Here is a 26465-nt window from a genome sequence, read left to right as displayed (position 1 = left end):
CGACGGGAGGTGCTAGGCGGGCGCGCCGAGCCACGCGGTGGCCACCTCGGCCACACCCGGGGTCCCCGGCCGCTGCCCGCTCCAGAGCACATAGCCGTCGGGGCGGACCAGGACCGCCGGGGCCGGCATCGCGGAGGCGGACTCCGGCACCACCTCGACCACGGACAGCCGGTCGGACCAGGGCGCGGCCAGATCGGCCTGGTCGGCGGCCTGGGCCGTGTGCAGCAGCAGCGGGCGCCCGTCGCGCAGCAGGGCGGCGAGGCTCGTCGGGCCCTGGGCGGTCTTCAGCGGGGCGTCCGGGGCGAAGGTGCCGGCCAGGGGGTCGCCGGGCACGTGGACGTCGTAGCGGATGTCGGTGCCGCTGAGCATTCCGGTGAGGAACTCGTTCACCTGCGGCAGCCGCATCGTCTCCCGGAACAGTTCGCGCAGGGAGTCCGTGAGCACCCCCGGATGCATGAGCGCCACCTGGGCCCGCACGTTGTACAGGACACGGGCCGCCACGGGATGCCGCTCGGCGTGGTAGGTGTCGAGCAGGCCGGCCGGCGCCCAGCCCTGGACCTCGGCGGCGAGCTTCCAGCCGAGGTTGAGGGCGTCCTGCAGGCCGGTGTTCAGCCCCTGCCCGCCCATCGGGAAGTGGGCGTGCGCGGCGTCGCCGGCGAGCAGCACGCGGCCGTCGCGGTAGCGCTCGGCCTGGAGGGCGGCGTCGCTGAACCGGGTGAGGTCGCGGGGCTCGGCCATCGGCACGGGGCGGCCCGCGATGCGCTCCATCTCCTCCCGCAACTCCTCGAAGGTCACCGGTGCCTGACGGTCCGGCACGGCGCCCCGGAAGTCGTAGGTGCACACCCGGCTGTGTCCGCCGGGGTTCAGCCACACCAGGGTCCAGCCCCGCGGGGTGCGCTGCCAGCCCGCCGGAGCGGTCCAGGGGTCGAGCAGGCGCACCTCGCCCATCAGCGCGGACACGGTGGCGGGCGTACCGGTGAAGGGGATCCCGGCGGAGCGGCGGACGGCGCTGCGCACGCCGTCGCAGCCGACCACCCACCGTGCGGTGACCTGGCTACGGGTCCCGTCCGCGCCCTGGATGTCCACGCGCACCCGGTCGCCCTCGTCGTGGACGCCGACGCACTCCTGGCCGCGCAGGATCCTCGCGCCCATCCCGCCGGCCCGCTCGGCGAAGACGTGCTCGGCGTAGGCCTGGGGGCTGCCGACGATGACGGGACCCTCCGCGCTCACGTCGGCCAGGTCGAGGTCGAACATCCCCGCGAAGTGGAAGGGGACACTGGTCCGTCCCGCGCCCGATGGCCGCGGCTGCACGGCCTCGCGCAGCCCCCGGCGATGCAGGCTCTCCACCGTACGGGCGTGCAGCGTCCCGGCCTTCGACACCCCGGAGGGCACCGGGAGCTTCTCCAGCACCAGGGGCCGCACGCCCTGCAGCGCCAGTTCATGGGCGAGCAGCATGCCGACGGGACCACCGCCCACGATCACCACGTCACAGGTGACCGGCTCGTCCGCGGAGGCGGCTGACGGTTGTGTCACTGCGCTTTCCTCACCTTCACGCTGAACCTGCATGCCGAGCGGGTGGGTGCGGGCGCACGGCACGCCCGCACCCACCTCTGGTCGCCGGGTGTCAGCCGGGGGATGTACTGGCACCCGGACGGCTACGGCTCCACGGGGAGCATTGCTACGTACATACTCGTACCATCGTATGCACGAGCCTCGCAAGGCCGGAGGGGTCAAACGGTCCGCGTATCTTCGTACCATGGCCGGTATGGCACTCCGTCACCCGAAAACCGATGAGATCCGGCTCGAAGACGTGTTCGCCGCCTTGAGCAACCCGATGCGTCTCCAGGTCGTGCGCACGCTCGCCGAGTCCGGCCCGACGCCGTGCGGCAGCCTGCTCGACGGCGTCCCCAAGTCCACGCTCACCCACCACTGGCGGGTGCTGCGCGAGGGAGGCCTCATCCGGCAGGAGGCCGTGGGCCGCGAGTACACCCTGACGCTGCGCGCCGACGACCTCGAACAGCGCTTTCCCGGGCTCCTGCCGGCCGTGCTGCGGGCCACCCGGGTCCCGGCGCCGCGGTGAGCGTCAGGGCAGGCGGACCGACTGGCCGTGCCGGAAGAAGTCGGTCGGGTCCCAGTACGCCTTGGCCTGCTGGAGACGGGGGTAGTTGCCGCCCCAGTAGAGGCCGTGCCAGGGCACCGGGGAGGTGTTGTACCGCGCGTCGCTGAGGTCGATGTCGCAGTAGTTCACGAAGCAGCCCGAGGTCTGCTCGTCCGGCACCGGTACGCCGCCCTTGTCCGCGTACGTCTCCAGGTACAGGGCGCGCAGCCAGGCCAGGTTGACCGCGTCGTCCTCCGCCTCGGTCCAGTTGGTCTGGTACAGCACCTTGAACCGGGAGTCGCGGTGCGCCTGTGCGGTGTGCCCGGACGGCACCGCGTTCACCTGCGCACCGTAGGAGCTCACCACGACCTGCGCCATCGGGTTGTCCAACTGCCTGTCCCGCAGGTGCCCGTAGAGGGTGGCGATCTGGGCGTCGGTGAAGCCGCGCCGGTGGTAGGCGGACTTCTGGTCGCCGCGCAGTGTGGGGTTGGTCATCACCTGGTTGCTGGTGCCGAGGTAGTGGGTGGCCTTGAGCCAGCTCCAGCGGCGCGGCACGAAGAAGTTGGCGAGCGGGCCGTTGTCGCTGGAGTTCTCCGAGGGCCGCTCGGGGGAGACGGACATGCCCCGGGTGATGTGGTCGAGGTAGTCCCCGAGCACGGTGTCCGCGTCCGGGGTGTCTCCGGTGACCTGGGTGATCAGCGCGAGTTCCCCGTTGGATATGTGGTTGAGGTTGAGCAGGGAGACCAGGCCCGCCGTGTTCCCGCCCGGTTCGGCGTGGGTCTCGTGCCAGGTGCCGAAGTTGCGCACCAGCGTGGTGAAGTCCGCCTGCGTCATCCTCGCCCACGGCCAGGACAGGGCGCTGACGAGGACCTCGGCGGGCGGCTTGGGCAGCAGGGCGGAGGGCTCGGTCCCCGTCGCGTCCGGGGAGCGGAACCAGTAGCGGGTGACGATGCCGAAGGTTCCGCCGCCGCCACCGGTGTGCGCCCACCACAGGTCCTGGAGGTGACCGGTGTCGTCGCGGGTGGCGACCACCGCCCGGGCCGTCCCGGATGCGTCCACCGTGACGACCTCGACCGCGTACAGATGGTCGACGATCAGACCGTCGCGGCGGCAGAGCAACCCCCAGCCGCCGCCGGCGACATGGCCGCCCGCGCCCACCGAGTAGCACATACCGCCGGGAACGGTCACGCCCCAGCCTCGGTACAGACGGTCGTAGACATGGCCGAGCTGAGCCCCCGGCTCGACCGCGAACGCGTTCCGGTCCGCGTCGAAGTACACGCGGTTCATCTCCGACAGGTCGATGATCACCTTGACGTCGGAGTTGTAGACGAACTCCTCGTAGCAGTGGCCGCCACTGCGGACCGTGACCCGTCTCTTCGCCGCCGCGGCCTCCGCGACGATCCTGACCACCTGCTCGGTGGTGGACACCAGGTGGACGCGGTCCGGTGACGACGTCCAGCGCTGGTTCAGGCCGACCGTGAGGTCCGCGTAGCGGCCGTCCCCGGGCCGGACGGCGGTGACGGCGAAGGGGGGTGCCTCCGCCGTCGTACCGCCGGAGGCGGCCTGGGCCGGCTGGGCGAGGCCCAGGGCGGAGGCGCCGGCCGCCCCGCCCGCGGCGGCGAGGACGGAACGGCGGGTGGGCTGTTTTCCGTTGCGTGACATGAGAACTCCCGAATCAGGGGTGGGAACGACCGTGCGCGCCGGCACATCACTGGGGGGCGCGGGCTACTCCAGGTACTCGTCGCCGAACTCGGGGCCCACCGCGTAGCCGTAGGCCACGTCCTTGAGGCGCTGCTCCTCCGAGGGCGGCGGGGTGTCCTCGTCCGCGGGGACACCGACGTTCAGGAAGAACCGTTCCTTCCCTCCGGGGAGGGTCATGAAGAGCATCTTCGCGGGCTTTGCGGAGACGTTCCGGAAGGCGTGCTCCGTGCCGCGCGGCACATAGACGAAGGTTCCCGCCGGGGCCTCGTGCCTGCCGTTCTTGTCCCGGAACTCGACGGCGCCTTCGAGGACGTAGAAGGCCTCCTCCTCCCAGTGGTGGACGTGCAGCGGCGGACCGCCGCCCTCCGGGACCAGCGCCTCGATGAGGAACAGCGACTTCCCGGTGTTGTGTTCACCGGACTTCACCGTGTACCGGTCGCCGAAGGCCCACCGGCTCGGCCCTTCCCCGGGCGGGACGATGACGACCTCGTTCCTGTTCTGGCCCGCGAAGAAACCGAGGCTCACCGGCCCTCGCCCCCGTACAGCGCGTCCAGCTCCTTGACGTCGGTCTCCGTCAGGTGCAGGCCGGCCGCCGCGATGTTCTCCTCCAGGTGCTCCGGGCTGGAGGTGCCGGGGATGCAGCAGATGTTCGGGGAGTGCCGCAGCAGCCAGGCGAGGGCCACCTGGTAGGGGGTGGCCCCCAGGCGCTCCGCCACCGCGTGGACGACCTGGGCGTCCAGCGGCACGTGCTGCGGCACCTTGGTGTCGGTCACCGTGTCCTTCTCGTGCTGGAGGGTGAAGGTGCCCAGCGGGAAGAACGGCATGAAGGCGATCCCCGCCTCCGCGCAGGTCCGCACGAGGTCCTCGTGGAGGCGGCGCACGACGTTGTACTCGTTCTGCACGCAGACCACCGGGGCGATCTCCCGGGCCTCGGCGAACTGCCGGGCGGTGACGTTGCTGACCCCGAGGTGCCGGATGAGGCCCTGCTCGCGCAGGTCGGCGAGCGCGCCGAACGGCTCGGCGATCGAGTCCTCGGGGCCGAGCCCGCCGGCCTCCTCCACGATCCGCAGGTTCACCACGTCGAGATGGTCGCGGCCCAGGCCACGGAGGTTGTCGTACACGGCCCGGCGCAGCTGCTCCGGCTTCAGCGCCGACGGCCAGGCCCGGTCCGGGGTGCGGAAGGCGCCCACCTTGGTGACGAGGACCAGGTCGTCGTCGTACGGGTGGAGGGCCTCGCGGATGATCTCGTTCGCGACGTACGGGCCGTAGTAGTCGCTGGTGTCGATGTGGTTGACGCCCAGCTCCACCGCGCGCCGGACCACCGCCACCGCCCGCGCCCGGTCCTTCGGCGGGCCCCAGACGCCGGGGCCGGGAAGCTGCATGGCGCCGAAACCCATCCTGCGGATGACGAGTTCACCGGCGAGCGCGAACTCTCCCGCCGCGGCTGCGGGCTCGGTACCTGCGATTGCGTCACTGACGGACATGGTCTGCTCCTCGAAATGTGGTGGTGTCGGCTGCCGCCCCGAAGGGGGCCGGTCAGCCGCGGATGACGGTCTTGCTGCGCATCAGGAACTCGCCGAGGTAGCCGTCGTGCGGGACGCCGCGGTCCATCCAGTGGGTGGGATGGTCACCGACGTACACGTTGGCGACGGTCCGGTCGGCGACCAGCTCGTCGATCAGCTCGGCGTCCGACGGCGCGACCTCGTCCTCGGCCAGCACGCCGACGACGAGCGAGTCGCCCAGGACGGCGGCGCCGTCGGCGCGGGTCCAGGGCACCACCCACACACAGGGGAAGGGCAGTTCGGCGGTGTGCCAGCCGCCCTTGAGATCCGGCGCCTCGAACACCGCGGGGCGCAACACCGCGCCACCGCCGACGAGTTCGTCCACGATGCCGTCGCCGCCGAGGTGTGCGGTGGTGCCCTTGGCGCGGTCCAGCAGATGCCGCTCCAGGGCCCGCGCCCGGTCGAGCGGCTGCACGGGCAGCCCCGCCTTCTCGTCCTCGGCCGGCAGGCTGGGCAGTGTGCCGAGCCGCTCGGCCAGCGCACGGGCCACCGGCGCCGGATCGCCCTCGACGAAGACCGCGGTCGCGTTGACGCACTTCATGCCGCCGTGGTGCGCGACGGAGTCCACCATCGTGTCCAGGTGGGCGCGCCAGTCCGACCCGGCCGTGACCAGGATCTTCGCCCGGCCGGGCCCCTGCACCAGCACATCGGGGTCGTCGGCGTACCTGCGGACGACGTCGTCGCCGCCGTACACCAGGGCCAGGTCGGCGCCGGTGAGCAGCTCGCCGGCCACCGCGTGGTCGGTGGGCAGCAGCACCACGTGGTCGTCGCCGAACCCGGCCGTGCGCAGCGCGGCGACCAGCCGGTGCGGGGTGAACGGCTCCCGGCGGGAGGGCCGGATCGCGATCCGGAAGCCCAGCGCGAGGGCCTCCAGCCACAGCGCGTGCGGCGCCGGGTGGTTGCCGGCCGCGTTCACGGCGAGCACCTCGCCGCGCCGCGTCCACACCGCGCTGCCGGTACGGGTACGGGCGTCCTGCCAGTCGAGCACCGCGCCGCCGGGCAGCGCGCCGTAGGCCCCGGCCAGCGCCCGGCGCGCCGAGTCGGCGATCTCGTCGGCGGCGGAGCGCACGGCGGGCAGCGGGATCCCGGAGACCCGGGCCACGGTGCGTTCGTACGCGTCGTACGTCAGCCCCTGCACCTCGTCCTCGCGGAAGAGGCGGGCCGCGCGGGCGAGGGCCGCCAGCCGCCGCTCGCGCGGCAGCGGGGTCGCCCGGTGCAGGGCGGTGACGGCCCGGCTGACGAACAGCCGGGGCACCAGGCTGAGTTCGGCGACCACCGTGCCGGCCGTGTCGGTGACGGTCTCACGGTTGCGCGCGCGGTACGGGCCCCGGGGCCCCAGCGCGTCCAGCGGGTACGGCTCGTGCGACTCGTGCGGCTGGGAGCCGGGCATCAGTAGACCCCCTCGATGACCTTCTCGTCGTCGAACTCCCGCACCGGGGCGATGTCCGCGACCGAGTCGCCGACCTGGCCCGGCAGGGGGCGGATCCGGGTGGCGACGTCCCGCTCCACGTTGTTGGGCAGGAACAGGCTCTTGCCGACGTAGTGCATGACGACACGGCCGCGCTCGCCGTACCCGACCGGCCGGCGCTTCTCCAGGTCGACCACGTTGTAGGTCATGTACGGCGAGAACGGGTCGTAGACGCAGGGGTCGTCGTCGCCCAGGCCCGGGCGCTCGGTGACATGGCCGAGCGTCATGGTGTTGCCGAAGCCGCTGCACAGCACGGTGTCGGGGAACAGTTCGGTGCGGTACAGGTTCCGGGTGTCGGGGTCGAGCTGGGTGCCCACCCACATGATCGCGCGGACCTTCTCGCGGACCAGGTCGACGAGTTCGTCACGGCGGCACAGCCGCTCCAGCACCGGCGGCGTCAGCATGAGCACGCCGATGTCCTGGGAGCGCAGCGGATGCTGGAGCTGGTCGATGAGGTGCTCGGTGTACCGGTCGGACTCGGCCTGGTCGCCCCGCGCGATGATCTTCTTCACCCAGCGCGGGTCGACGTCGACGGCGAAGGACAGGCCGCCGCGCCGGGCCACCAGCTGCTGGAAGGAGGCGCCGACCATGTGCGGCCCGGACGGGATGGCCAGCAGCCAGTTCACGTCCCGCGGCACGCCGTGCGCGTCCAGCTGGGCGTCGCTGTGGGCCAGCAGCATGTCCAGCCACTCCTGGAGCATGACGACGCGCTTGGGCGCTCCGGTGGTGCCGCCGCTGTCGAAGACGCCGACGATCTCGGGGCGGCCGCCGTACCCACGCGGGATCAGGTCCTCGGCCCGCACGTCCCGCAGGTCGTTGGCGAAGTTCGGGAAGAGCTTCAGGTCGTCGAAGGAGCGGATGTCCTCGACGGGGTCGAAGTCCAGCCGGCCGAGGCGATCGAGCCAGAACGGCGTGCCGGTCTCCTTCGAGAAGTGCCAGCGGATCGCGGCGCGCAGGAACGCGTCGGGGTCGGGCGTGGTGCCGTAGGGCAGTTCGAGAAGGGGGTCTGCAGCAGACATCGGAGAGCTTCCTTTCGGCCAGGTCCGGCGGGGGCGTGGTCGCGGCCCCGGGGTCGGTCAGTCGGCCTGCGGCGCCTTGGCGATGCGGTCGAGGAGTTCGTCGGCCCAGTCGCGCGTGTAGGAACGGAAGTGCGGGAATCCGCCGTCGTACGGGTCGCCCGTCCACACGAAGTCGGCACCGGGGTTGTGCACGTCGGTGCCGGACGCGGTGAACAGGTGCGGGCTGCCCTGCACCCGGGGGCCGCGAGCCACACCGAAGTCACGGTGGACCGCCGCGCGGGCCGTGCCCCGGGCCAGGGCGTCGGCGAGTGCCGCCTCGTCCACGAACGGGCACCCGGCGGCCACCGCGAGGATCTCGGAGACGAGGCTGATACAGCGGCCCTGCCCGTAGAACGCGTGGCGCAGAGCGGTGTCCAGCTGATCGCTCGCGGGCAGCCCGCCGACGGCCGGTGCCTTCGCGGCCTGTACGGCCTCCAGCGCCGGCAGCGTCGTCACCGGGTAGCACCGCTCCGGGCCGGGCCACAGGCGCCAGCCGAGCGTGGGCACCAGCGCGCCGATCGCCACCGTCTCGGCGTCGACGATCGGCTTGGGCGTGGGTTCGGAGTTGAACAGTTCCAGGGGGAAGGCCCGATGGTCGACCAGGAGTTCCCGGCCGCGTTCCGCGGCGGCGGTGTGCAACGTGGCCAGCGCCAGCGTCGCCCACGGGCAGCCGATGTCCGACCATACGGTCACGACGGCCTCGTCGGTCGCGTACAGCGCGGCGGTGTCGGCCTGGACGGTCATGGCGGGCACGCTCCTGCTGGTCGGTGCGACGGGACGGGTCGGACGGCCAGCATTCTGGTCACAGGCGCGACCGCCCCCGCACGGCCCGGCCGCGGACTCTGTCACCCCCCGCAGACTTCGTCACAAGCGCCCGGACAACGTGACGGAGTCACCCACCACCGGTCGACACCCACCCCGCACCTGCCGGATCATGACGCACCGCGCACGGGGGGGGGTGGCCGGCCGGGAGCCCTGACAGCGTCGCGTGTGAGCCCTCCGCCCGGCCCCGCCCGACCGCCACCGCGACCTCGACGGCGCGGCGGGGCGGGGCGGGGCCGGCACGCGAGCGGGGCGAGGGTGGCCTCGGTGGCAGCGCTCGTGTCGTAGGCGAGATGGCTGGTGCCGTACGCGACAGGCCCACGTCGTATACGGCATGGCTGCGCCGTACGCGACACGCCAATGCCGTACCGACACGGCGATGCCGTACGCGACACGGCCGGTGCCGGACGACGGACGGCCGCTCCCGACGGGGAGCGGACCGGGCCCTGGTCCGCCCCGGGTCACCCATGTCGGCCGCCCTGCGTGACCGCATCTCGGCGTCGGCCCTCCGCGTTGCCGTCGCGACCGCACCCCGCCGCCCACCCACCCCGCCGCCGCCGCCGCGACCGCAGCGCTTCGTCGGACATCCCTCCCCCGCCCCGCCCCACCCCGCCCCGCCCCACCAAGGTGACGGACTAGGCGCTTTCGCGACGGACTACAGGTCATCGCGACGGACTACCGGTCATCCCGACGGACTCAGCACGATCGCGACGGACTACGCGGCCGTGCGTTGCCGCTCAAGGCACCCCGCTTTCACAGTGGTGTGGCCCGGCCCGGATGTGGGCCCGCTGGAGGACGCACTCCGGGCTGCCCGCAGCTGCGGCCCCGCCGGGCAGAGACCCGGCCGGCGCGCACGTACGCCCGTGCCCGCTTCGCACACGGCCCTGCCCGCCATCAGCCGGAGTCGCTCCGGCATGCCCCGCAGAGGGAATTCGATGACCGACACTGAGTCCTACCTTCGCTCCCTGCCCGCTCTCCAACAGCCCGACTGGGCCGACCACCCCCGTCTGGACACCGCCCGCGCCCGGCTGCGCCGGATGCCCGCCCTCGTGGACATCGAGGCGGTGCACCGGCTCAGGTCCCTGCTGAGCGAGGCCGCGGCCGGCCATGTGCAGATCGTGCAGGCCGGTGACTGCGCCGAGGACCCGGCCGAGGCGACCCCCGAGGACGTCGCCCGCAAGACGGCGCTGCTCGACGTGCTCGCCGGGACGATGAAGCTCTCGTCCGGCAAGCCGGTGCTCCGGGTGGGCCGCCTGGCCGGGCAGTACGGCAAGCCCCGCTCGCGCCCGACCGAGTCCGTGAACGGCGTCGAACTGCCCGTCTACCGGGGCCACCTGGTCAACCGGCCCGAGCCCGACGCCGAGCTGCGCCGCCCCGACCCCGACCATCTGCTCTCCGGCTACCGGGCCGCCAGCGACACCATGCACTACCTGGGCTGGCGCGGCACCGCCGGCCGCCGTTCGGAGTTCGGCGTGCCCGTGTGGACCAGCCACGAGGCGCTGCTGCTCGACTACGAACTGCCCCTGCTGCGCCGCGAACCCGACGGCTCGCTGCTGCTGGCCTCCACCCACTGGCCGTGGGTGGGCGAGCGCACCCGGCAGCCGGACGGCGCCCACATCGCCCTGCTCGCCGCCGTGTCCAACCCGGTCGCCGTCAAGGTCGGACCGGGCATGACGCCCGACGAACTGCTCGCGCTGTGCGAGCGCCTGGACCCCGGACGCAGCCCCGGCCGGCTCACCCTGATCGCGCGGATGGGCGCGGAGGACGCCCCGCGCAGGCTGCCCGCCCTGGTGGCGGCCGTCGCCGCGGCCGGCCATCCGGTCCTGTGGCTGTCGGACCCGATGCACGGCAACACCGTGTCCGGCCCGGAGGGGCTCAAGACCCGCCTGGTCGAGACCGTGGTGTGCGAGATCCAGGCGTTCCAGGAGGCGGTGCGCGCCGGCGGCGGCGTCGCGGCCGGCCTGCACCTGGAGACCACCCCCGAAGCGGTCACCGAGTGCGTCTCGGACGCGGTCGAGCTGGACCGCATCGGTGACAAGTACCTGAGCTTCTGCGACCCGCGGCTGAACCCGCAGCAGGCCGTCGAGGTCACCTCGGCCTGGCGGGGCTGATCCCGCATCCCGCACCGCGTCACGCGACTCGCCGCTCGCACAAGGAGGTTGGAGACGTGCAAGGAACACTCGCCCTGGTCACCGGGGCGGCCGGCGGTATCGGAGAGGCCGTCGCCCGGTTGCTGGCCGAGCGCGGCGCGCAGGTGGCCGCCGTCGACCTGGACGCCGGACGGATCGCCGCCACCGCCGAAAGGCTGCGCGCGGACGGTCTGGACGTGACCGGGCTCGCCTCCGACGTCACGTCGAGTGCCGCCGTGGAGCGGCTCGTCGACGACGTCGAGACCCGGTTCGGCCCGGTGCGGCACCTGGTGAACGCCGCCGGTGTGCTGCGTCTCGGCCCGGCGCGCGCCCTGTCCGACCAGGACTGGAACGCCACGTTCGCGGTGAACGCCACGGGCGTGTTCCATGTGTCGCGGGCCGTGGTCAACCGCATGATCCCGCGGGGCACCGGCGCGATCGTCACCGTCGCGTCGAACGCGGCGGGCACCGCGCGCGCGGAGATGGCGGCCTACGCGGCCTCCAAGGCCGCCGCGACCGCGTTCACCAAGTGCCTGGGCCTCGAGGTGGCGCACACCGGCATCCGCTGCAACGTGGTGGCCCCCGGCTCCACCGACACCCCGATGCTGCGCGGCATGCACACCGCCGACACCGCCGCCAAGGCCTCGATCGCCGGCCGGCCGGACCAGTACCGGGTCGGCATCCCGTTGGGCAAGGTCGCCCGCCCCGAGGACATCGCCCGGACCGTCGCCTTCCTGCTGTCGGAGGACGCCGGGCACATCACGATGCACGAACTGACCGTGGACGGCGGAGCCACCCTCGGTGTCTGAGAACGAAGTGTCCGAGAACGAGGTGTCCGAGAACGAAAGGAAACACCCCATGCCCGGCATCCCCCCGGTGGAGTCCTACCCCCTGCCCACCGCGGAGCAGCTCCCCGAGAACACGGTCGACTGGCAGCTCTCCCCGCGCCGCGCGGTGCTGCTCCTGCACGACATGCAGGAGTACTTCCTGCGGCCGTTCCCGCGCACCACGGACCTCGGCCGGACCCTGGTGGACAACACGGCGCGGCTGCGCGCGCGGGCCAGGGCCCTCGGCATGCCCGTCGCCTACACCGCCCAGCCCGGCAGCATGACGCCGGAACAGCGCGGGCTCCTCAAGGACTTCTGGGGCCCGGGCATGCGGGCCACGCCCGAACACCGCAGGGTGGTCTCCCCGCTGGAGCCGGCCGACGGCGACTGGACGTTCACCAAGTGGCGCTACAGCGCCTTCTTCAAGACCGACCTGCTGGCCCGGATGCGCGCGCAGGGCCGCGACCAGCTGGTCATCTGCGGGGTGTACGCGCATGTGGGCGTCCTGATGACCGCGGTGGAGGCGTACACCAACGACATCCAGCCGTTCCTCGTGGCCGACGCGGTGGCCGACTTCTCCGCCGACTACCACCGGCTGGCCCTCACCTATGCCGCCGAGCGTGCCGCGAAGGTCGTGACGGCCCAGGCGGCGCTGACCGAACTCGACACGGCGACCGCGGCAGCGCACTGAGCGCGCCCCCGGCGAAAGGATCCCCATGACCAGGCAGGACGGCGCACTGGCGCTGCTGTCACGCGTTCTGGACGGCTCGACGGAGGCGTTCGCCCTGCTGCACCGCCCGGAGGCGGCAGGAGACGACTCCCTGGAGGTGCTGACCGGTGAGATGGCGCGGGTCGGCACGCTCGCGGACCTCGAACTCGACCTCGACCTCGACCTCGACCTCGACCTCGACCTCGACGAGACGCAGAACGCCGGCCCCGGCGCCGGCCAGGAACTGCTGGTGCTCATCCCCTACCGGCAGCTGGCCGAACGCGGCTTCGCGGCCCCGGACGACGGCAGTCCGCTGCTGGCGATGCGGGTGCGCGAACAGGCCTCGCTCCCGCTGCGCGAGACCCTGGGACTGCTGCCCGGCCATCCGGTGAAGGTGACCGGCGGCCACTTCGACATCGACGACGACACCTACGCGGAGACGGTACGCCGGGTCGTCGCCGACGAGATCGGTACCGGTGAGGGCGCCAACTTCGTGACGAAGCGGTCCTTCACCGCCCAGCTGCCGGACTTCGGCGTGCCGGCCGCGCTGTCGTTCTTCCGCCGCCTCGTCGAACGGGAGGCGGGCGCGTACTGGACGTTCCTCATCCACACCGGCGAGCGGACCTTCGTCGGAGCCACGCCCGAACGGCACATCAGCGTCCGGGACGGCCGGGCGGTGATGAACCCCATCAGCGGCACCTACCGCTACCCCGCGTCCGGCCCGGACCTGAACGGGGTGCTCGCCTTCCTCGCCGACACCAAGGAGGCCGACGAGCTGTACATGGTCGTCGACGAGGAACTGAAGATGATGGGCCGGATCTGCCCCGAGGGCGGCCGCGTGGTGGGGCCGTACCTGAAGGAGATGGCGCGCCTGGCGCACACCGAGTACTTCATCGAGGGCCGGACCGACCGCGATGTGCGCGACATCCTGCGCGAGACCCTGTTCGCCCCGACGGTGACCGGCTCCCCGCTGGAGAGCGCCGCACGCGTCATCAGCCGCTACGAACCCGAGGGGCGCGGCTACTACAGCGGCGTGGCCGCCCTCATCGGACGGGACGCCGCGGGCGGGCGCACCCTGGACTCCTCGATCCTGATCCGCACCGCCGACATCGACCCCGCCGGGGTGATGCGGATCGGCGTGGGCGCCACGCTGGTGCGCCACTCCGACCCGGCCTCGGAGGTGCAGGAGACCCGCGCCAAGGCGGCGGGGCTGCTGGCGGCGCTCGGCGAGACCGAACCCACCCGGTTCGGCGCGCACCCGGCGGTGCGGGACGCACTCGACTCGCGCAACGACGACATCGCCCGGTTCTGGCTGCGGGACACCACCGGCCCCGCCCGTCCCACCGGCCCGCTCGCCGGACGCAGGGTGCTCGTGGTCGACGCCGAGGACACGTTCACCGAGATGATCGCCCATCAGATCCGCTCCCTGGGCTGCGCGGTGGACGTGCGGCGCTTCGACGAGTCGTACGACTTCGACGCGCACGACCTGGTGGTCATGGGCCCGGGGCCGGGCGACCCGCGGGACACGTCCCACCCGAAGATCGCCCATCTGCGCGCCGCGGTGGCCCAACTCCTGGAGGAACGCAGGCCGTTCCTCGCCGTCTGCCTGAGCCACCAGGTGCTGAGCACGCTGCTCGGCCTGGACCTGGTCCGCCGTCCGGTGCCCAACCAGGGCGCACAGCACGAGATCGACCTGTTCGGCAGGACGGCACGGGTGGGCTTCTACAACACCTTCGCCGCCCGGTGGGACGCGGACTCCTTCGAGCACCCGGTGCACGGCCGGGTCGAGGTGAGCCGGAACCCGGCGACGGGCGAGGTGCACGCGCTGCGGGCGGCCGGGTTCGCGTCGATGCAGTTCCACGCCGAGTCCGTGCTGACCGTGGACGGGCCGGACATCATCGGCTCGCTGCTCCAGGAGGTCGCCGGCACATGCACGCGGTGATCGTCTGGTGGGACCTGGCGGGCTCGCGGCAGACCATCGAGTCGCTGCGCGGATTCCTCCGCGAGGAGGCGGTGGAACGCTTCTCGCACGTACCCGGCCTGCGGCTGAAGTTCTGGATCTCCGACCCCGCCACCGACCGGTGGGGAGCGGTACTGCTGTGGGAGTCGCGGCAGGCGGCCCAGGCCGTGCTGCCCAACCTGGCCGCCCCGCTGATCGGCTACCCGCCGACCGAGCGCCACGCCTTCGACGTGGAGGCCACCGTGGAGGGCGCGTCCACCCTGACCACCCTCGCCGGCCACGGCCTGGCCCTGGAACCGGCCGGCACCTGACCCCACCGCCGGCCCGGCACGCCGTGCTCCACGCGGGCATGCGGATGCGCCGATACGCAGGTACGGCTGCCCCCGTGCTGCGCCGCGGCGCTCGCCACAGCCACGGCCACCCGACGCCCGGCTCCCCGCGACCCACGCCTCAGCCCACGGGCCCGCCACCCATCGATGAAGGACAGCAATGACCACCGCCCTCGCGTCGCCCAAGGCGTTCGACGCCCGTATCCCCGGCTCGAAGTCCCTGACGAACAGAGCCCTGTTGCTCGCCGCCGCGGCCGACGCGACCAGTGTGCTCGCCGCTCCGCTGGTCAGCGAGGACACCCTGGCCTTCCGTGCCGCGCTGACCCGGCTGGGCGCCCGGGTGGAGCCGTCGGCGGACGGGGACGCCTGGCGGGTCACCGGTCTGGGCCGGGGCCCGGTCGGGGGCGGCCGGATCTGGTGCGCGGACGCGGGCACGGCGGCGCGCTTCCTGCCCCCGCTGGCGGCCACGGGCCACGGCGACTTCGTGTTCGAGGGCAGCGCCCAGCTCACCGCCCGCCCGGTGGCCCCGCTCGCCGACGCGCTGCGCCGGCTGGGCGCCGAGGTCACCACCGCCCCCGGCGGAACGCTGCCCCTGCGGGTGGCGGCCCGCGGGCTCGACGGCGGCCGGCTGGACGTCGACGGCCGGCTCAGCAGCCAGTTCCTCAGCGGGATGCTCATGGCGGGCCCGCTGCTCGGCACCCCCCTGCTGGTCCGGGTGCGCGACCTGGTCAGCCGCCCCTACATCGACATGACGCTCGCGCTGATGCGGCACTTCGGCGCCGAGGTCACCGAAGACGCCCCGGGTGAGTTCACCGTCCGTCCCACCGGCTACCGCGCCGCCGGGCTGCGCATCGAGCCGGACGCCTCCACCGCGTCGTACTTCTTCGCCGCGGCGGCCGTCACCGGGCGCAGTGTGACGGTGGACGGCCTCGGCCGGGAGAGCCTGCAGGGCGACATGCGCTTCGTCGACGTACTCGAACGCACCGGCGCCCGGGTGCACCGCGGCCGGGCGGCGACCACGGTCACCGGGACCGGCGTGTTCCGGGGCGGGTTCGCGGTCGACATGGGGGAGATCTCCGACACCTTCATGACGCTGGCGGCGGTCGCGCCGCTGGCCGACGCCCCGATCACCGTGCTCGGCATCGGCCATGCCCGGCTGAAGGAGTCGGACCGGATCGAGGCGGTCGCGCGGAACCTGCGGGCGGCGGGCGTGCGCGTCGAGACCGGCCCGGACCGGATCACCGTGCACCCGGGCCGCACCTCCCCCACGCGCATCGCCTGCCATCGCGACCACCGGATCGCCATGGCGTTCTCCGTGCTGAACCTGCGCAGCGGCAATCTCACCCTCGACGATCCCGGCTGCGTCGCCAAGACGTTCCCCGGCTTCCACGAGGAACTGCACCGACTCCTCCCGCGGCACCCGCTGCCGCCGTCCACCACCCACCATCCGCACGCGGCACCCACCGACGATCACCACTCATCCGACTCCGAAGGGAACTGACGGACCATGGCAGACACAGTGATCGCCGGGGGCGGCATCGGCGGACTCGCGACGGCCTTGTCGCTGGCCCGGCGGGGACACCGCGCGACGGTGCTGGAGCGCAGCGACACCTTCGCCGAGATCGGGGCAGGCATCCAGCTCGGCCCCAACGCCTTCCACGCCCTGGACCGACTCGGCGCGGGCGAGAGCGTGCGTGAACGCGCGGTGTTCATCGACGAGTTGCGGTTCATGGACGGCACCACCGGCGAGCGGGTCGCCGCCATGGAGCTGACCGGCGCCTACCGCGAGCGGTTCGGCAACCCGTACGCCGTGGTGCACCGCGGGGACCTGTACCAGCCGCTGCTCACCGCCTGCCAGGAACTGGACGGCGTCGAACTCGTCACCCGGGCCTCGGTGCGGAGCTACGAGCAGGACGCCGGCGGTGTCACCGTGCGCACCGCCGACGGGCGGACGTACCGCGGCGCGGCACTGATCGGCGCGGACGGCATCCGCTCCACCGTGCGCGCGGCGCTGCTCGGCGACGGTGAGCCCCGGGTGTCGGGCCACACGATCTACCGCTCGGTGATCCCGATCGAGAAGGTCCCGGAGGAACTGCGCTGGAACACCGTCACGCTGTGGGCCGGCCCCAAGTGGCACTTCGTGCACTACATCATCGGCGGCGGCCGGTACCTCAACCTCGCGGTCACCCGCGACGACGGCGCGACCGTGCCCGTGGCCGGGCGGGAGACCGAACGCGCCCATGTCCTCGCCCAGTTCCCCGGCATCGGCACCACCGCCCGGCGCCTGCTCGAACTGGGCGAGGGATGGCGCGAGTGGGTGCTGTGCGACCGTGATCCGGTCCGGACCTGGACCGACCGGCGCGTGGCCCTGGTCGGCGACGCCGCCCATCCGATGCTGCAGTACGCGGCCCAGGGTGCCTGCCAGGCGCTGGAGGACGCCGTGGTCCTCGGCGACCTGCTCGACGGCACGGGCGCGGACGACGTCGTACAACGCCTGGAGAAGTTCAACGCCGTACGCCGCGAACGCGCCGGGCGCGCCCAGCTGATCGCCCGGCGCATGGGCAGCGAGCTGTACCACCCGGCGGGTGAGCACGCCCGGGCGCGCAACGCCATGCTCTCCGCGCTGACGCAGGGCGAGATGTACGACAAGGTGTCCTGGCTGCACGGCGACCGCGACTTCACCGACAGCGGCCCCGGCGGCCTGCGGGTGGGGTGAGTTCGCCACGGGCCGGGGTGACCGCACCCCACCCCGGCCCCCGAACGGCGGTTGTCCGGGCACCACCCCCGCGGGCGGCGCAGTACGCCGTACAGGTTCGTACGGAGACGTCGACACGCGCAGTTCACGTACGCCGACGGCAGGTGACCGTCGGCGCATCGAGCCGTGAAATCAGGTGCCCGGATCACCTCGTGAGATCACGGCCGTGCCAGCCATCGTGAACAGGCAACCCCGACAGTGCCGCCCCACACGGCTGGAGCATCGTGAACACCTTCATCCTCGAATCAGCCGACTCTGCCGACACACTGACGCTGCCTCACCAGGACGGCGTCCCCTCGGGTACCGACGTGTCCTACGTCTCCGACGTCTCCGACGTCTCGGACGACATCGTCGCCGAGCTGTGCACCGTCCTGTTCTCCCTGCTGAGCCGGAGGGACCGCCGGCTGCGCGCGGAGCAGTACCTGCGCGGTCTGCTGGCCACACCCGGCCGCAAGTCCATCCGCAACATCGCGGCCCATCTGGGCGGCGCGGCCGTGGAGCAGAGCCTGCACCACTTCATCTCCACCTCCGCCTGGGACTGGCGGCCGCTGCGCACCGCCCTGGCCGACTACCTCGAACACACCGCGGCACCGCAGGCGTGGGTGATACGGCCCATCCACATACCCAAGGCGGGCAAGCACTCGGTGGGCGTGGACCGGCACTTCGCGCCCCATCTGGGCCAGGTCTTCCGCGGCCAGCAGGCGCTCGGCGTCTGGCTCGCCTCCCCCGAGCTGAGTGCGCCCGTCAACTGGCGGATGGTCCTTCCGGAACCGTGGATCAACGACCCGGAGCGGCGTGAGCAGGCCGAAGTGCCCGACGGGCTCGGGGCGGAGAACACGGAGGAGTGCGCCGTGTCCGCCGTCCTGCAGATGGTGCGGCGGTGGAACATCCCGCGGCGGCCGGTCCTGCTCGACCTGCGGCGCGGCGGGATCCCGGCCGCGACCGGCCGGCTGGCCGCGGGCGGGGTGCACTTCGTCGCGCGGATCAGCCCCTCGTTCCGGACGGCCGTCGCCGACCCGGTGCTGCCCGGCTACCGGGCCGGTTCACTGCCCGCCCAGCGGATACTCGAACTGGTCAGGAGCGCGCGGACCCCGGTCGCCTGGCGGGACGCGGCGCACGGCAACACCCTGCGCACGACCCTGGCCGCGGCCGTGCCCGTGGCGCTGCCGGGGCCCGCCGGGGCCAGGTCCCAGCGTCTGCTCCTGCTCGGCGAGTGGACCAACCCGGCCCAGCCTCCCTCCCGGCTGTGGGTCACCGGCATGACGCATCTGCCGGTCGGCTCCCTGCTGCGGATCACCAAGCTGAACGACCGGGTGGAGGAGGATGTCGAGCGCATCGGCGACCGGGCCGGACTGCGGGACTTCGTGGGGCGCTCCTTCAACGGCTGGCACCGCCACATGACCCTGGCCTCCGTGGCCCACACGGCGATCGCCCTGGGCGCCTCCGGATGAGGCCCCGGCGTGGCCCCTGCGGCAGGGTGACCGGTACGACGGCCCGCCGCCGATGTCTCAGGAGCGGGCGGCGTCCGGCGCACCGAGGCGCAGGACCGACCTCATCCGGTGTGTTCTGAGGGCCAGTTGGACGTCCAGGACGCGGTCGGGCTGCTGCCACCCGGAGCCCAGCAGCGCACTGATGCGTTCCAGGCGGCGGGAGACGGTGTTGGGGTGGACGTGGAGCGTCTCGGCGGCCTTGCTCGGGCTGGCGCCCGTGGCGAAGTAGGCCTCCAGTGTCTCGGTGAGGCCGGTGGCGTTCTTGCGGTCGTAGTCGAGCACCGGCCCGATGGTGGTGTCGATGAAGCCGCTCACGTCGTGTGTCTCGGACAGCAGCAGCCCCATGAAACCGAGGTCTCCGAGGGCCGCGGTGCTCCCGGCGGCGTCGAGCGTGGTCAGGGCCTCCAGGCAGCGCAGCGCCTCCGCGTGCAGCCGGGCCACGTCGCCCGGATCCCGGCCGGGTCCCGCCGCGCCCACGGTCACGGGATGGCCCAGCACCGCCGCCAGTTCGGCGCCCACGGAGCGCGCGATCGCCGACGCGTCCGTGCCCGGCAGCAGCAGCATGACGCAGCCGTCCTGGACGGTCTTGAGACCGGCGTGCGCGTCCGCGTAGGAGGAGGCCCACACGATGGCGCGGCCGTAACCGCCCCCCTCGGGGCGTACCGCCAGCAGGACGTGCGGCCCGGTCAGGTCCAGGCCGATGTCGCTCAGGCGTTGTTCGAGGTGGCGCGCCTGCTGCCCGTCCCGGGACGGCAGGGCGAGCAGCGCGTTGAAGAGGGCGTCGTGGACCGGCGCCTGGGTCACCGCCGTACCGCGTTGCAGGAGCAGCTGGAGTGCGAAGGTCTGGGTGACGAGGCGCAGCACCTGCTGGTCCTCCCCCACCAGCGCCGTGGTGGGACGCAGCACGACGAACCCGAGGTTCTCGGCGCCGGCCACCACCGGCGTGACCCAGGTGCCCTCGCCGTGCACCACGGAGGTGCGCCGCGCGTGGGCGTCCCAGGACGTCCGGGCCACCGCGGCGTCGTCCAGGTCGGGCATGTCGGCGGTGGCCGTCATGACCCGGCCGGCGGGATCGCGCAACTGCAGGGTGCTGTCCAGCGCGTCGGCGGCGGCCTGGGCCACGGTGTCGAGATCCGCCCCGGACAGCAGCAGGCTCATCATGCGGCTCTGCGCGTCCCCGAGCTGCTCCAGCCGGGCCAGGGTGGTGCGGGCGCGGAAGCCGTCCAGTTCGAGTTCGCTCACCTCGCTCCTGGCGTCCTGCAGCCGCTCCGCGCGTTCGATCGCCACCGCCCCGAGCGCGGCCAGCGAGCACACCAGGCCGATCTCCTCGGGGGTGAGGCGCCGCACACTGCGGGTGGCGCAGAACAGGACGCCCAGCGCGCTGTCGCCATGGATCAGGGGCACGGCGAGCAGCGACTTGATGCCCTCGGCGCGCACGAACTCGTCGGCGTGCGGGCAGTGCTCCAGGCCGGTGTCGCGCAGGTAGTCGGCGGTCCACAGCGGGGCGCCCATGGCGATGGCCTGGTGCCCCGGTCCGCCGTCCAGCCGCATCCCCGGCACGACGGCCGTGGTCGCGCCCTCGGGGGCGTGCAGGCTCAGACTGCCGTCGTCCTCGCGCAGGCCGATGCAGGCGAGGTCCGCGTTGACGATCCGTTTGACCCGCCGGGTGATGACGTGCAGCAGCTCGCCCAGGTCATGCGGCTGGGTCATGTCGCGTGCGGTGTCGACGAGTTCGGCGAGCCCGTCCTCGCGCTGCCGCCGCCGGTCCTGGGACGCGTGGATGACGTAGGCCAGTCTGACGGCCTGTTCGAGGCGGAGCCGCTCGACGGCGGAGCACTCCTGGCCCGCGCGCAGCAGGAGCTCCTCGTAGCTCTCCAGCGGCGCCTCCTCGGCGAGGAGCCTGAGGACGGTGAGGAGATCGGGGCGATGTATGTCTGCTTCGTCCACCATGCCCTGCCCCCCGTCGGCTGTGCGGCTCCGTCGAACCTAGACAGTGCAAGATCGGCTAGTCAATCGTCTTTCCCTCGCGGGCGACGAGGGCTCGGAGGGCGCGTTCGGCCGCGGCACGCATGGCGCGCAGCGGTGCCGGGGAGCGTCCCGTCATCACCTCAACCTGCAGCGCCGCTTGATGGATCAGCAGATCGAGGCCGCCCACGAGCGTGCCGCCGCGGGCCCGCCAGCGGTGGGCGAGCCGGGTCGGCCAGGGGTTGTACAGCACGTCGAAGAGCACGCCCGGCCGCTCGGGTACCGCCTCCGCCAGGGCGTCGGTGACATGGGCCGGCGTGGTGGCGACGACGAGCGGTGCGCCCAGCCCCTCCGCGGCCCTGCTCCACGCGGCCGTACGCACCTCCAGTCCCAGCCGGCCACCCCACTCCCGCATCTCCTCCGCCCTGGCCGCGCTGCGCACGTAACCGGTGACCTCCCGCGCCCCCATGCGCGCCAACGCGGCCAGCGCGGAGGCCGCGGTCGCTCCACCGCCGAGCACCACGGCCCGCTCGACATGCTCGACACCGCGCTCGCGCAGCGCCGCGGTGATGCCGGGGATGTCGGTGTTGATCCCCACCTTTCTGCCCGCGGGCGTGAGAAACACGGTGTTGACCGACCGCACCGACTCCGCGACCTCGGTCACCGAGTCCAGCAGCGGCAGCACCGCCCGCTTCAACGGCATGGTCAGCGACAGCCCCGCCCACCCGTGGTCCACGGTGTCGAGGAACGCCTCCAGACCGCGCTCGTCCACGTCGTGGCGCTCGTACGTCCAGTCGTCCAGGCCCAGTTCGCGGTAGGCGGTGGAGTGCAGTACCGGGGACAGCGAGTGCGCGATCGGGGAGCCGAGGACCGCGGCCTTCCTTGCCGTGGTCACCGTCCGGTCCTCCGCGGGCCGGCCGGTGTCGTGTCCGCCGCGTCCGCCGCGTTCCCGTTCTGCGGGGTGCGGGTCCGGCCGGAGCCGGGGGGCGGGGTGCTGGTCGCCTGCTGGGGCACGGGACTCAGGGCTCCTTGTCGCGAACCGGGAGGGGAGAAGGGGAGAAGCCGCACGGCACGACCTGCACGGCCGGGTCACCATGACCGCCTGCACGGCCGGGTCTCCCCGACCGCCCGCACCGCCGCCGGTTCCCCATGCTGGTGTGCCGCGCGCGGCTCCCGCCAGCGTGCGCCGGACAGCTCGTCAGGTAGACGGCCAGTCCGTCAAGTCGCGCGGGCGGAGCCGCCGTAGCGGGTTCTCCCCCGCCCGTCAGATTCGCTGGAGCCGCGGGATCCCGTGCACGGCCGCGACACCGCGGACCCGGTCGCCACCGCGCGTCGCCGTCCCCAGCGCCTCCCTGCCCGCCCCTTCCCTGCCCAGCCCTTCCCTGCCCTGTACGAGCCGGCGGGCAGTGAGCGCCGGGGCGCCCCGGCGTCGGCGCAGATACCGCCTGATCACCTCGGGGTCCTGGCCGTTGAGGTCGAGATCGGCCTTCAGCTGGGCGTACAGCGGCGCCGGTGAGTGGAACCGGGTGAGCACCCCGGCGAGTTCGGCGCAGAGTTCACGCCAGCGTCCGAGCCGGAAGTCCGCCTCGATCCACCGGTCCACGGCGCGCTGCCAGGAGTCGGTGAGTACGGCGGCATGTGAGCGCAGATGCGGTCCCTGGGCGACTCCGGTGAACGGGGCGGCCGTCCACAGGTCCAGTGCCTCACGCAGCCGAAGGCCGGCCAGGCGCAGGTCCCCTGCCTCCAGCGCCCGGTAGCCCGCCCCGGCGGTCCGCTCGAACGCCCGGGCATCACTGGAGCCCCCGACGGTGTCCAGTCGGTACGCACCGGGCACCCGGACCAGCACGTCCTCGGCCGACCGGCAACTGCCCGCCGCCCGCAGCGCCGCACCGATGTCGGCACGCAGCTGACGAACATGCGACTCCATCGCCTGTTCGGCGTGCGCGGGCGCCCCCTGCGGCCACAGCTCCTCGGCGATCGCGCAGGTGGGGACGACGCGGTCGGCGGATGCCGCCAGCAGGGCGAGCACCTGTCTGGGCAGCGCCCCGGACGGCGAGATCGGCACTCCCCCCTCGTGCGCCGCCAGTCCTCCGAGCACCCTCAGGTCCATGTCGTCAGTCCCCCTTCGTCGACTCGACGATTGCCGACTCAACGAAGAATAACATAGTCATTTTTTTCTTTCTGGGCCTTACGGAGCCCATGAACAGGGCTAATCTGACGGGGTGGTCGCCACCAGTGGCAACGCGTCTGAGCAGCTCCGAGGAAGAGGGGACGATGAAGCAGGAGAGGGCCAGTCGCACCCGTCGCGCCTTGCTGACGGCGGCTGCGGAGGAGTTCGACCGCCTCGGTTACGCGGGAGCGTCACTCGGCGGCATCGCGCGGGCCGCGGGCATCTCGCTCGGGGCACTGACCTTCCACTTCCCCTCCAAGCAGGAGTTGTCGACGGCCGTCAGGGAAGAGGGCTGCGCCGCGACCCGCGCCCTCGTGGCCCGCACCCGCGCCCGCCGCGACCCTCCGGTCCAGTGCGTCGTATCGCTCACGCTCGGCCTGGTCGAACTCCTCCAGAAGAACCCCTCGGTACGCGCCGCCGCACGGCTGGACCGCGAGGCCGCCGACGCCCGGCACAGCTGGCGGGGCGTCTGGACACCGCTGATCCACGAACGCCTACGAGGGACGCCCGACGCGGGGGCGTCTGCGGAGGTGTCTGCGGACACAGTTCCGGGGGCATCTCCCGGGGCATTCCCGGTGACGGACTCGGCGGCACTCACGGTCCTGGCGGTCCTGCTGGTCTGCGGAACCGAGGCGACCCTCCCCCGCCGCGACAGCCCCGACCCCGACAGCGAGCAGGACAACTCGGCCCTGCTGGCCCGCGTCTGGCGCCAGATCCTGCCTCAGGCAGCCCCGCCCGGCTGCGGCGACGGACGACCGCCGCGGCCCCACACGCCCCACCCGCCACTCCAACCCGCCTCTCACACGGCGCTGCAGCCTCCGTCCACGGGCACCCCGGCCCCCGTGACGAACGAAGCCTGATCGCTGCAGAGCCAGAGCGCCGCCTGAGCCACCTCCTTCGGATCGGCCAGACGGTGCTGGATGGCCCGGGCGACAGCGGCCTGCTCCAACTGGGGAAACTGCTCCATCGCCGTCTCCATCAGCTCGGTACGGGTGCTGCCCACCATCAGAGCGTTGACACGGATGCCCCGGTCTCCGTACTCGGCGGCCGCGGCCCTGGTCAGACCGAGCACCGCATGCTTGGCCGCCACGTAGGGGGCGAGGGCACCGGTCGCGAACGACCCCGCCGTACTGGACGTGTTGACGATCGCCCCGCCCCCCTGCCGCAGCATGGCCGGAATCTGCTGCTTGAGGCAGTTCCACACCCCCCGCACGTTCACGTCCATGATCTGCTCGAAGACGGCGTCGTCCGTCTCGTGCAGCGGGGTACCGGCACTCCCCCAACCCGCGTTGTTGAAGGCCGCGTCGAGCCCGCCGTACGTCGCGACCGCCGCCGTCACGGCCCGTTCCACGTCCGCCGGCGACGTCACGTCCCCGGCGGCCACCAGGACACTGCCACCAGCCCCCTCGATGTCCTTCTTCAACGCGAGCAGCCTGTCCTCCCGCCGCGCCATCACGGCCACCGCCGCTCCCTGGGCGGCGAACAGCCGGGCCGCCGCCTCCCCGATACCGCTGGACGCTCCGGTGACCATGACGACCTTGCCCTGGAGCAGACCCTGCGCGGACTCCACCACGTTTTCCCCTCGCACTTTCTCGTTGATCACGTACAACAACCGGTCGACAACCGGTCCGTCACGCGCTTTTCGCGCGGGATGCGCCGAACTGCAGGCTCTTGACGGCGCTCGGCACCGCGACAGCCGGGAGCAGGCACTGCCACATCTCCTCCACCCGGTCCGGCAGGTCCCGGCGTCTGGTCTCCAGGTGGGAGTGCATCTGTGCGCCCGTACACGCGTTGACCACCAGCCGGGCCAGCGCGTCCACATCGACCCCCGCGCGCAGCTCGCGCCGCCGTTTCGCCTCGTGCAGATCGCTGGAGATCACGCGCGTCCACTGCTGGTGGGAGTTCTCCGAAGGCTCGACGAACTGCTCCTGCTCCATCACCAGCCGCGCCCCGGCGAGCAGCACCGGGTTGTCGAGCAGCTGGTACGCCCAGGTGAGGGTGACGTCGACGGCGTGCTGCAGGCCCGTGGAAGGGTGCGGGGGCACCACGAGGTCCGGTTGGGAGAGCACGATCTCGCGGGCGAGATGCCCCTTGTTCCGGAAGTGGAAGTACAGGGCGCCCAGCGTGAGACCGGCCCGTTCCGCGATCGCCGACACGTTCGATCCGGCATAGCCGGACTCCGCGAACACCTCCGCGGCAGCCCGCAGCAGCGTCGCCCTCGTCTGGACGGCCCGCTCCTGCCTGATCACTCGACCTGCCATGACTCCCCACCCGTCCCTCGACAAAGAAAAGAACAACCTTTATTTTTACTCGTGGCTCATTCAAGCAGCTGATCGACTCCAACTCCTGCTGACGAGCTTCTCTGCACGCCGACGTCCCAAGGGGGAGGACGCAATGCCCAGCAACCCGCACACCGATTTACTCACCAGCGATCTGCAGCGGTTCGCCCGCAAGTCGAGCCCCGGAGAGGTCTTCGTGCGTGACTGGCACGAGGACTCCCCGCAGACCGATGTCGTCCATCTCGGCTGGCCGCGCTCACACGCTTTCTACACGCTCCGCAGCGGAGTCACCAGCCCGCTGCTCTTCGTCGAGACCGTCCGGCAGGCACTGGCGGTGCTCTCGCACGCGACCCAGGACATATCCCTGGACCACCGTCTCGGCTGGGAATCCGCCCGCTACACCTTCACACCGGCGGCCTTCCGCAAGCGCGAGACACCCGCCGACGTCCAACTGCGCGTGAGGCACAGCGACGTCACCCGCCGCCGGCTCGGCTCGGTCCGCCTCACCGCCCACATCGAGGCCACGTGCGACGGCGAACCCCTCGGCTCCGCCGAGATCAAATACGTCACCCACCCGCCGGCCATCTACAACCGCCTGCGCAAGGAATACTCCGACGCGCAGCAGGCCTTCGCCGCGGCACTCCCGCCGGCCCGGCCCGTGCCCCCCACCGTGGTCGACCGCAGCCACCCGGGTGACGTCGTCATCGCGTGCACGTCCAAGCCGCACCACTACCAACTGCGCACGGACACCACGAACTCCGTACTCTTCGACCACGCCCACGACCACGTGCCGGGCATCGTGCTCCTCGAGGCCGTGGTCCAGGCCGCACACGCCTCCGCCCCGGGCCACGCCCAACTCACCGCCCTCGACACCAGCTTCCTCCGCTACGTCGAGTTCGACGCCCCCTGCTGGATCGACGTCACCCCCAAGTCACCCGACGACCAGCACACTTCCCGCCTCCTGGTAACCGGCACCCAGAACGGCCACGAAGTCTTCTCCACCACCGTGACCTTCAACTCCCCCACCACCCCCCTCAACCCCCCACACCTCACCACCAACCCGACACCGGCCACCTGCCAGGCCTGGTAAACCCACCTAGCCGTTTGGCCAACACCATCACGTCGGCCAAACGGCTGGGCACC

At 72.5% G+C, this 26465-nt stretch carries 24 protein-coding genes; 11 read left to right on the top strand and 13 right to left on the bottom strand.

Annotated features, from left to right (window positions below; translation table 11 throughout):
• Positions 1 to 12: 12 nt before the first annotated feature.
• Positions 13 to 1533, bottom strand: coding sequence for an FAD-dependent monooxygenase (locus tag ACFZDK_RS07020; RefSeq protein ID WP_390970541.1), 1521 nt, complete (start codon positions 1531 to 1533; stop codon positions 13 to 15).
• A gap of 232 nt (positions 1534 to 1765) precedes the next feature.
• Between ACFZDK_RS07020 and ACFZDK_RS07015 the strand changes: the two genes are divergently transcribed.
• Complete coding sequence (locus ACFZDK_RS07015; protein WP_390970539.1) at positions 1766 to 2080, top strand: helix-turn-helix domain-containing protein; 315 nt, start codon at positions 1766 to 1768, stop codon at positions 2078 to 2080.
• A gap of 3 nt (positions 2081 to 2083) precedes the next feature.
• Here the strand turns inward: ACFZDK_RS07015 and ACFZDK_RS07010 are convergent, their stop codons facing one another.
• The 6 genes from ACFZDK_RS07010 to ACFZDK_RS06985 all read right to left on the bottom strand — a co-directional run bounded on the left by ACFZDK_RS07010 (position 2084) and on the right by ACFZDK_RS06985 (position 8631).
• Positions 2084 to 3760, bottom strand: a complete 1677-nt coding sequence (locus tag ACFZDK_RS07010; protein ID WP_390970537.1) for an FAD-binding protein — start codon at positions 3758 to 3760, stop codon at positions 2084 to 2086.
• A 63-nt stretch (positions 3761 to 3823) separates the two neighbouring features.
• Complete coding sequence (locus ACFZDK_RS07005; RefSeq protein ID WP_390970535.1) at positions 3824 to 4324, bottom strand: cupin domain-containing protein; 501 nt, start codon at positions 4322 to 4324, stop codon at positions 3824 to 3826.
• Complete coding sequence (locus tag ACFZDK_RS07000) at positions 4321 to 5283, bottom strand: oxidoreductase (protein WP_390970533.1); 963 nt, start codon at positions 5281 to 5283, stop codon at positions 4321 to 4323. Before ACFZDK_RS07000 ends, ACFZDK_RS07005 begins: the two co-directional genes overlap by 4 nt.
• 52 nt (positions 5284 to 5335) lie before the next feature.
• On the bottom strand, positions 5336 to 6751 hold the full coding sequence (locus ACFZDK_RS06995; RefSeq protein WP_390970531.1) for an aldehyde dehydrogenase family protein: 1416 nt from the start codon (positions 6749 to 6751) through the stop codon (positions 5336 to 5338).
• Positions 6751 to 7848: a phenazine antibiotic biosynthesis protein gene (locus tag ACFZDK_RS06990; RefSeq protein WP_390970529.1), complete on the bottom strand. Its 1098-nt coding sequence runs from the start codon at positions 7846 to 7848 to the stop codon at positions 6751 to 6753. Before ACFZDK_RS06990 ends, ACFZDK_RS06995 begins: the two co-directional genes overlap by 1 nt.
• Positions 7849 to 7905: 57 nt before the next feature.
• Positions 7906 to 8631 carry a dithiol-disulfide isomerase gene (locus ACFZDK_RS06985; protein WP_390970527.1) on the bottom strand — a complete coding sequence of 242 codons (726 nt, stop codon included), beginning with the start codon at positions 8629 to 8631 and terminating at the stop codon, positions 7906 to 7908.
• Positions 8632 to 9644: 1013 nt separating this feature from the next.
• Here ACFZDK_RS06985 and ACFZDK_RS06980 point away from each other — a divergent pair.
• The 8 genes from ACFZDK_RS06980 to ACFZDK_RS06945 all read left to right on the top strand — a co-directional run bounded on the left by ACFZDK_RS06980 (position 9645) and on the right by ACFZDK_RS06945 (position 18869).
• Positions 9645 to 10820, top strand: coding sequence for a 3-deoxy-7-phosphoheptulonate synthase (locus ACFZDK_RS06980; RefSeq protein ID WP_390970525.1), 1176 nt, complete (start codon positions 9645 to 9647; stop codon positions 10818 to 10820).
• Positions 10821 to 10876: 56 nt separating this feature from the next.
• Positions 10877 to 11647: a 2,3-dihydro-2,3-dihydroxybenzoate dehydrogenase gene (locus tag ACFZDK_RS06975; protein WP_390970523.1), complete on the top strand. Its 771-nt coding sequence runs from the start codon at positions 10877 to 10879 to the stop codon at positions 11645 to 11647.
• 49 nt (positions 11648 to 11696) lie between these two features.
• Positions 11697 to 12356 carry an isochorismatase family protein gene (locus tag ACFZDK_RS06970; protein ID WP_390970521.1) on the top strand — a complete coding sequence of 220 codons (660 nt, stop codon included), beginning with the start codon at positions 11697 to 11699 and terminating at the stop codon, positions 12354 to 12356.
• A gap of 25 nt (positions 12357 to 12381) precedes the next feature.
• Positions 12382 to 14316: a chorismate-binding protein gene (locus ACFZDK_RS06965; RefSeq protein WP_390970519.1), complete on the top strand. Its 1935-nt coding sequence runs from the start codon at positions 12382 to 12384 to the stop codon at positions 14314 to 14316.
• The gene (locus ACFZDK_RS06960; RefSeq protein ID WP_390970517.1) at positions 14304 to 14645 is read left to right on the top strand and encodes a hypothetical protein; all 342 of its coding nucleotides are present in this window, start codon (positions 14304 to 14306) and stop codon (positions 14643 to 14645) included. The genes ACFZDK_RS06965 and ACFZDK_RS06960 overlap by 13 nt, the downstream gene beginning before the upstream one ends.
• A 178-nt stretch (positions 14646 to 14823) precedes the next feature.
• Positions 14824 to 16164 carry a 3-phosphoshikimate 1-carboxyvinyltransferase gene (gene aroA / locus ACFZDK_RS06955; RefSeq protein ID WP_390970515.1) on the top strand — a complete coding sequence of 447 codons (1341 nt, stop codon included), beginning with the start codon at positions 14824 to 14826 and terminating at the stop codon, positions 16162 to 16164.
• A 6-nt stretch (positions 16165 to 16170) separates the two neighbouring features.
• Positions 16171 to 17379 carry a 3-hydroxybenzoate 6-monooxygenase gene (locus tag ACFZDK_RS06950; protein ID WP_390970513.1) on the top strand — a complete coding sequence of 403 codons (1209 nt, stop codon included), beginning with the start codon at positions 16171 to 16173 and terminating at the stop codon, positions 17377 to 17379.
• A 263-nt stretch (positions 17380 to 17642) separates the two neighbouring features.
• Positions 17643 to 18869, top strand: a complete 1227-nt coding sequence (locus tag ACFZDK_RS06945) for a transposase (protein WP_390970511.1) — start codon at positions 17643 to 17645, stop codon at positions 18867 to 18869.
• Positions 18870 to 18926: 57 nt separating this feature from the next.
• Here ACFZDK_RS06945 and ACFZDK_RS06940 read toward each other — a convergent pair whose 3' ends face one another.
• The 4 genes from ACFZDK_RS06940 to ACFZDK_RS06925 form a co-directional block, all read right to left on the bottom strand.
• Positions 18927 to 20858 carry a helix-turn-helix domain-containing protein gene (locus ACFZDK_RS06940; RefSeq protein WP_390970509.1) on the bottom strand — a complete coding sequence of 644 codons (1932 nt, stop codon included), beginning with the start codon at positions 20856 to 20858 and terminating at the stop codon, positions 18927 to 18929.
• A gap of 55 nt (positions 20859 to 20913) precedes the next feature.
• Complete coding sequence (locus ACFZDK_RS06935) at positions 20914 to 21768, bottom strand: shikimate dehydrogenase (RefSeq protein WP_390970507.1); 855 nt, start codon at positions 21766 to 21768, stop codon at positions 20914 to 20916.
• Positions 21765 to 21887 (bottom strand): hypothetical protein, encoded by a 123-nt coding sequence (locus tag ACFZDK_RS06930; protein ID WP_390970505.1) that lies wholly within the window; start codon positions 21885 to 21887, stop codon positions 21765 to 21767. The genes ACFZDK_RS06935 and ACFZDK_RS06930 overlap by 4 nt, the downstream gene beginning before the upstream one ends.
• A 250-nt stretch (positions 21888 to 22137) precedes the next feature.
• Positions 22138 to 22983 carry a BTAD domain-containing putative transcriptional regulator gene (locus ACFZDK_RS06925; RefSeq protein ID WP_390970503.1) on the bottom strand — a complete coding sequence of 282 codons (846 nt, stop codon included), beginning with the start codon at positions 22981 to 22983 and terminating at the stop codon, positions 22138 to 22140.
• A gap of 164 nt (positions 22984 to 23147) precedes the next feature.
• Between ACFZDK_RS06925 and ACFZDK_RS06920 the strand changes: the two genes are divergently transcribed.
• The gene (locus tag ACFZDK_RS06920; protein ID WP_390970501.1) at positions 23148 to 23903 is read left to right on the top strand and encodes a TetR family transcriptional regulator; all 756 of its coding nucleotides are present in this window, start codon (positions 23148 to 23150) and stop codon (positions 23901 to 23903) included.
• On the opposite strand, the gene ACFZDK_RS06915 is transcribed toward ACFZDK_RS06920, so the two are convergent.
• Positions 23843 to 24574 (bottom strand): glucose 1-dehydrogenase, encoded by a 732-nt coding sequence (locus ACFZDK_RS06915; RefSeq protein WP_390971584.1) that lies wholly within the window; start codon positions 24572 to 24574, stop codon positions 23843 to 23845. The two genes, ACFZDK_RS06920 and ACFZDK_RS06915, sit on opposite strands and share 61 nt — an antisense overlap.
• Before the next feature lie 100 nt (positions 24575 to 24674).
• Positions 24675 to 25304 carry a ScbR family autoregulator-binding transcription factor gene (locus tag ACFZDK_RS06910; RefSeq protein WP_390970499.1) on the bottom strand — a complete coding sequence of 210 codons (630 nt, stop codon included), beginning with the start codon at positions 25302 to 25304 and terminating at the stop codon, positions 24675 to 24677.
• A gap of 133 nt (positions 25305 to 25437) precedes the next feature.
• Here ACFZDK_RS06910 and ACFZDK_RS06905 point away from each other — a divergent pair, with 133 nt between their 5' ends.
• Complete coding sequence (locus ACFZDK_RS06905; RefSeq protein ID WP_390970497.1) at positions 25438 to 26412, top strand: ScbA/BarX family gamma-butyrolactone biosynthesis protein; 975 nt, start codon at positions 25438 to 25440, stop codon at positions 26410 to 26412.
• The last annotated feature ends 53 nt before the right edge of the window (positions 26413 to 26465 follow it).

The sequence above is a fragment of the Streptomyces sp. NPDC007901 genome (genome assembly GCF_042959465.1).
GTDB lineage: Bacteria > Actinomycetota > Actinomycetes > Streptomycetales > Streptomycetaceae > Streptomyces.
This window is presented reverse-complemented; position numbering and strand designations above follow the sequence as displayed.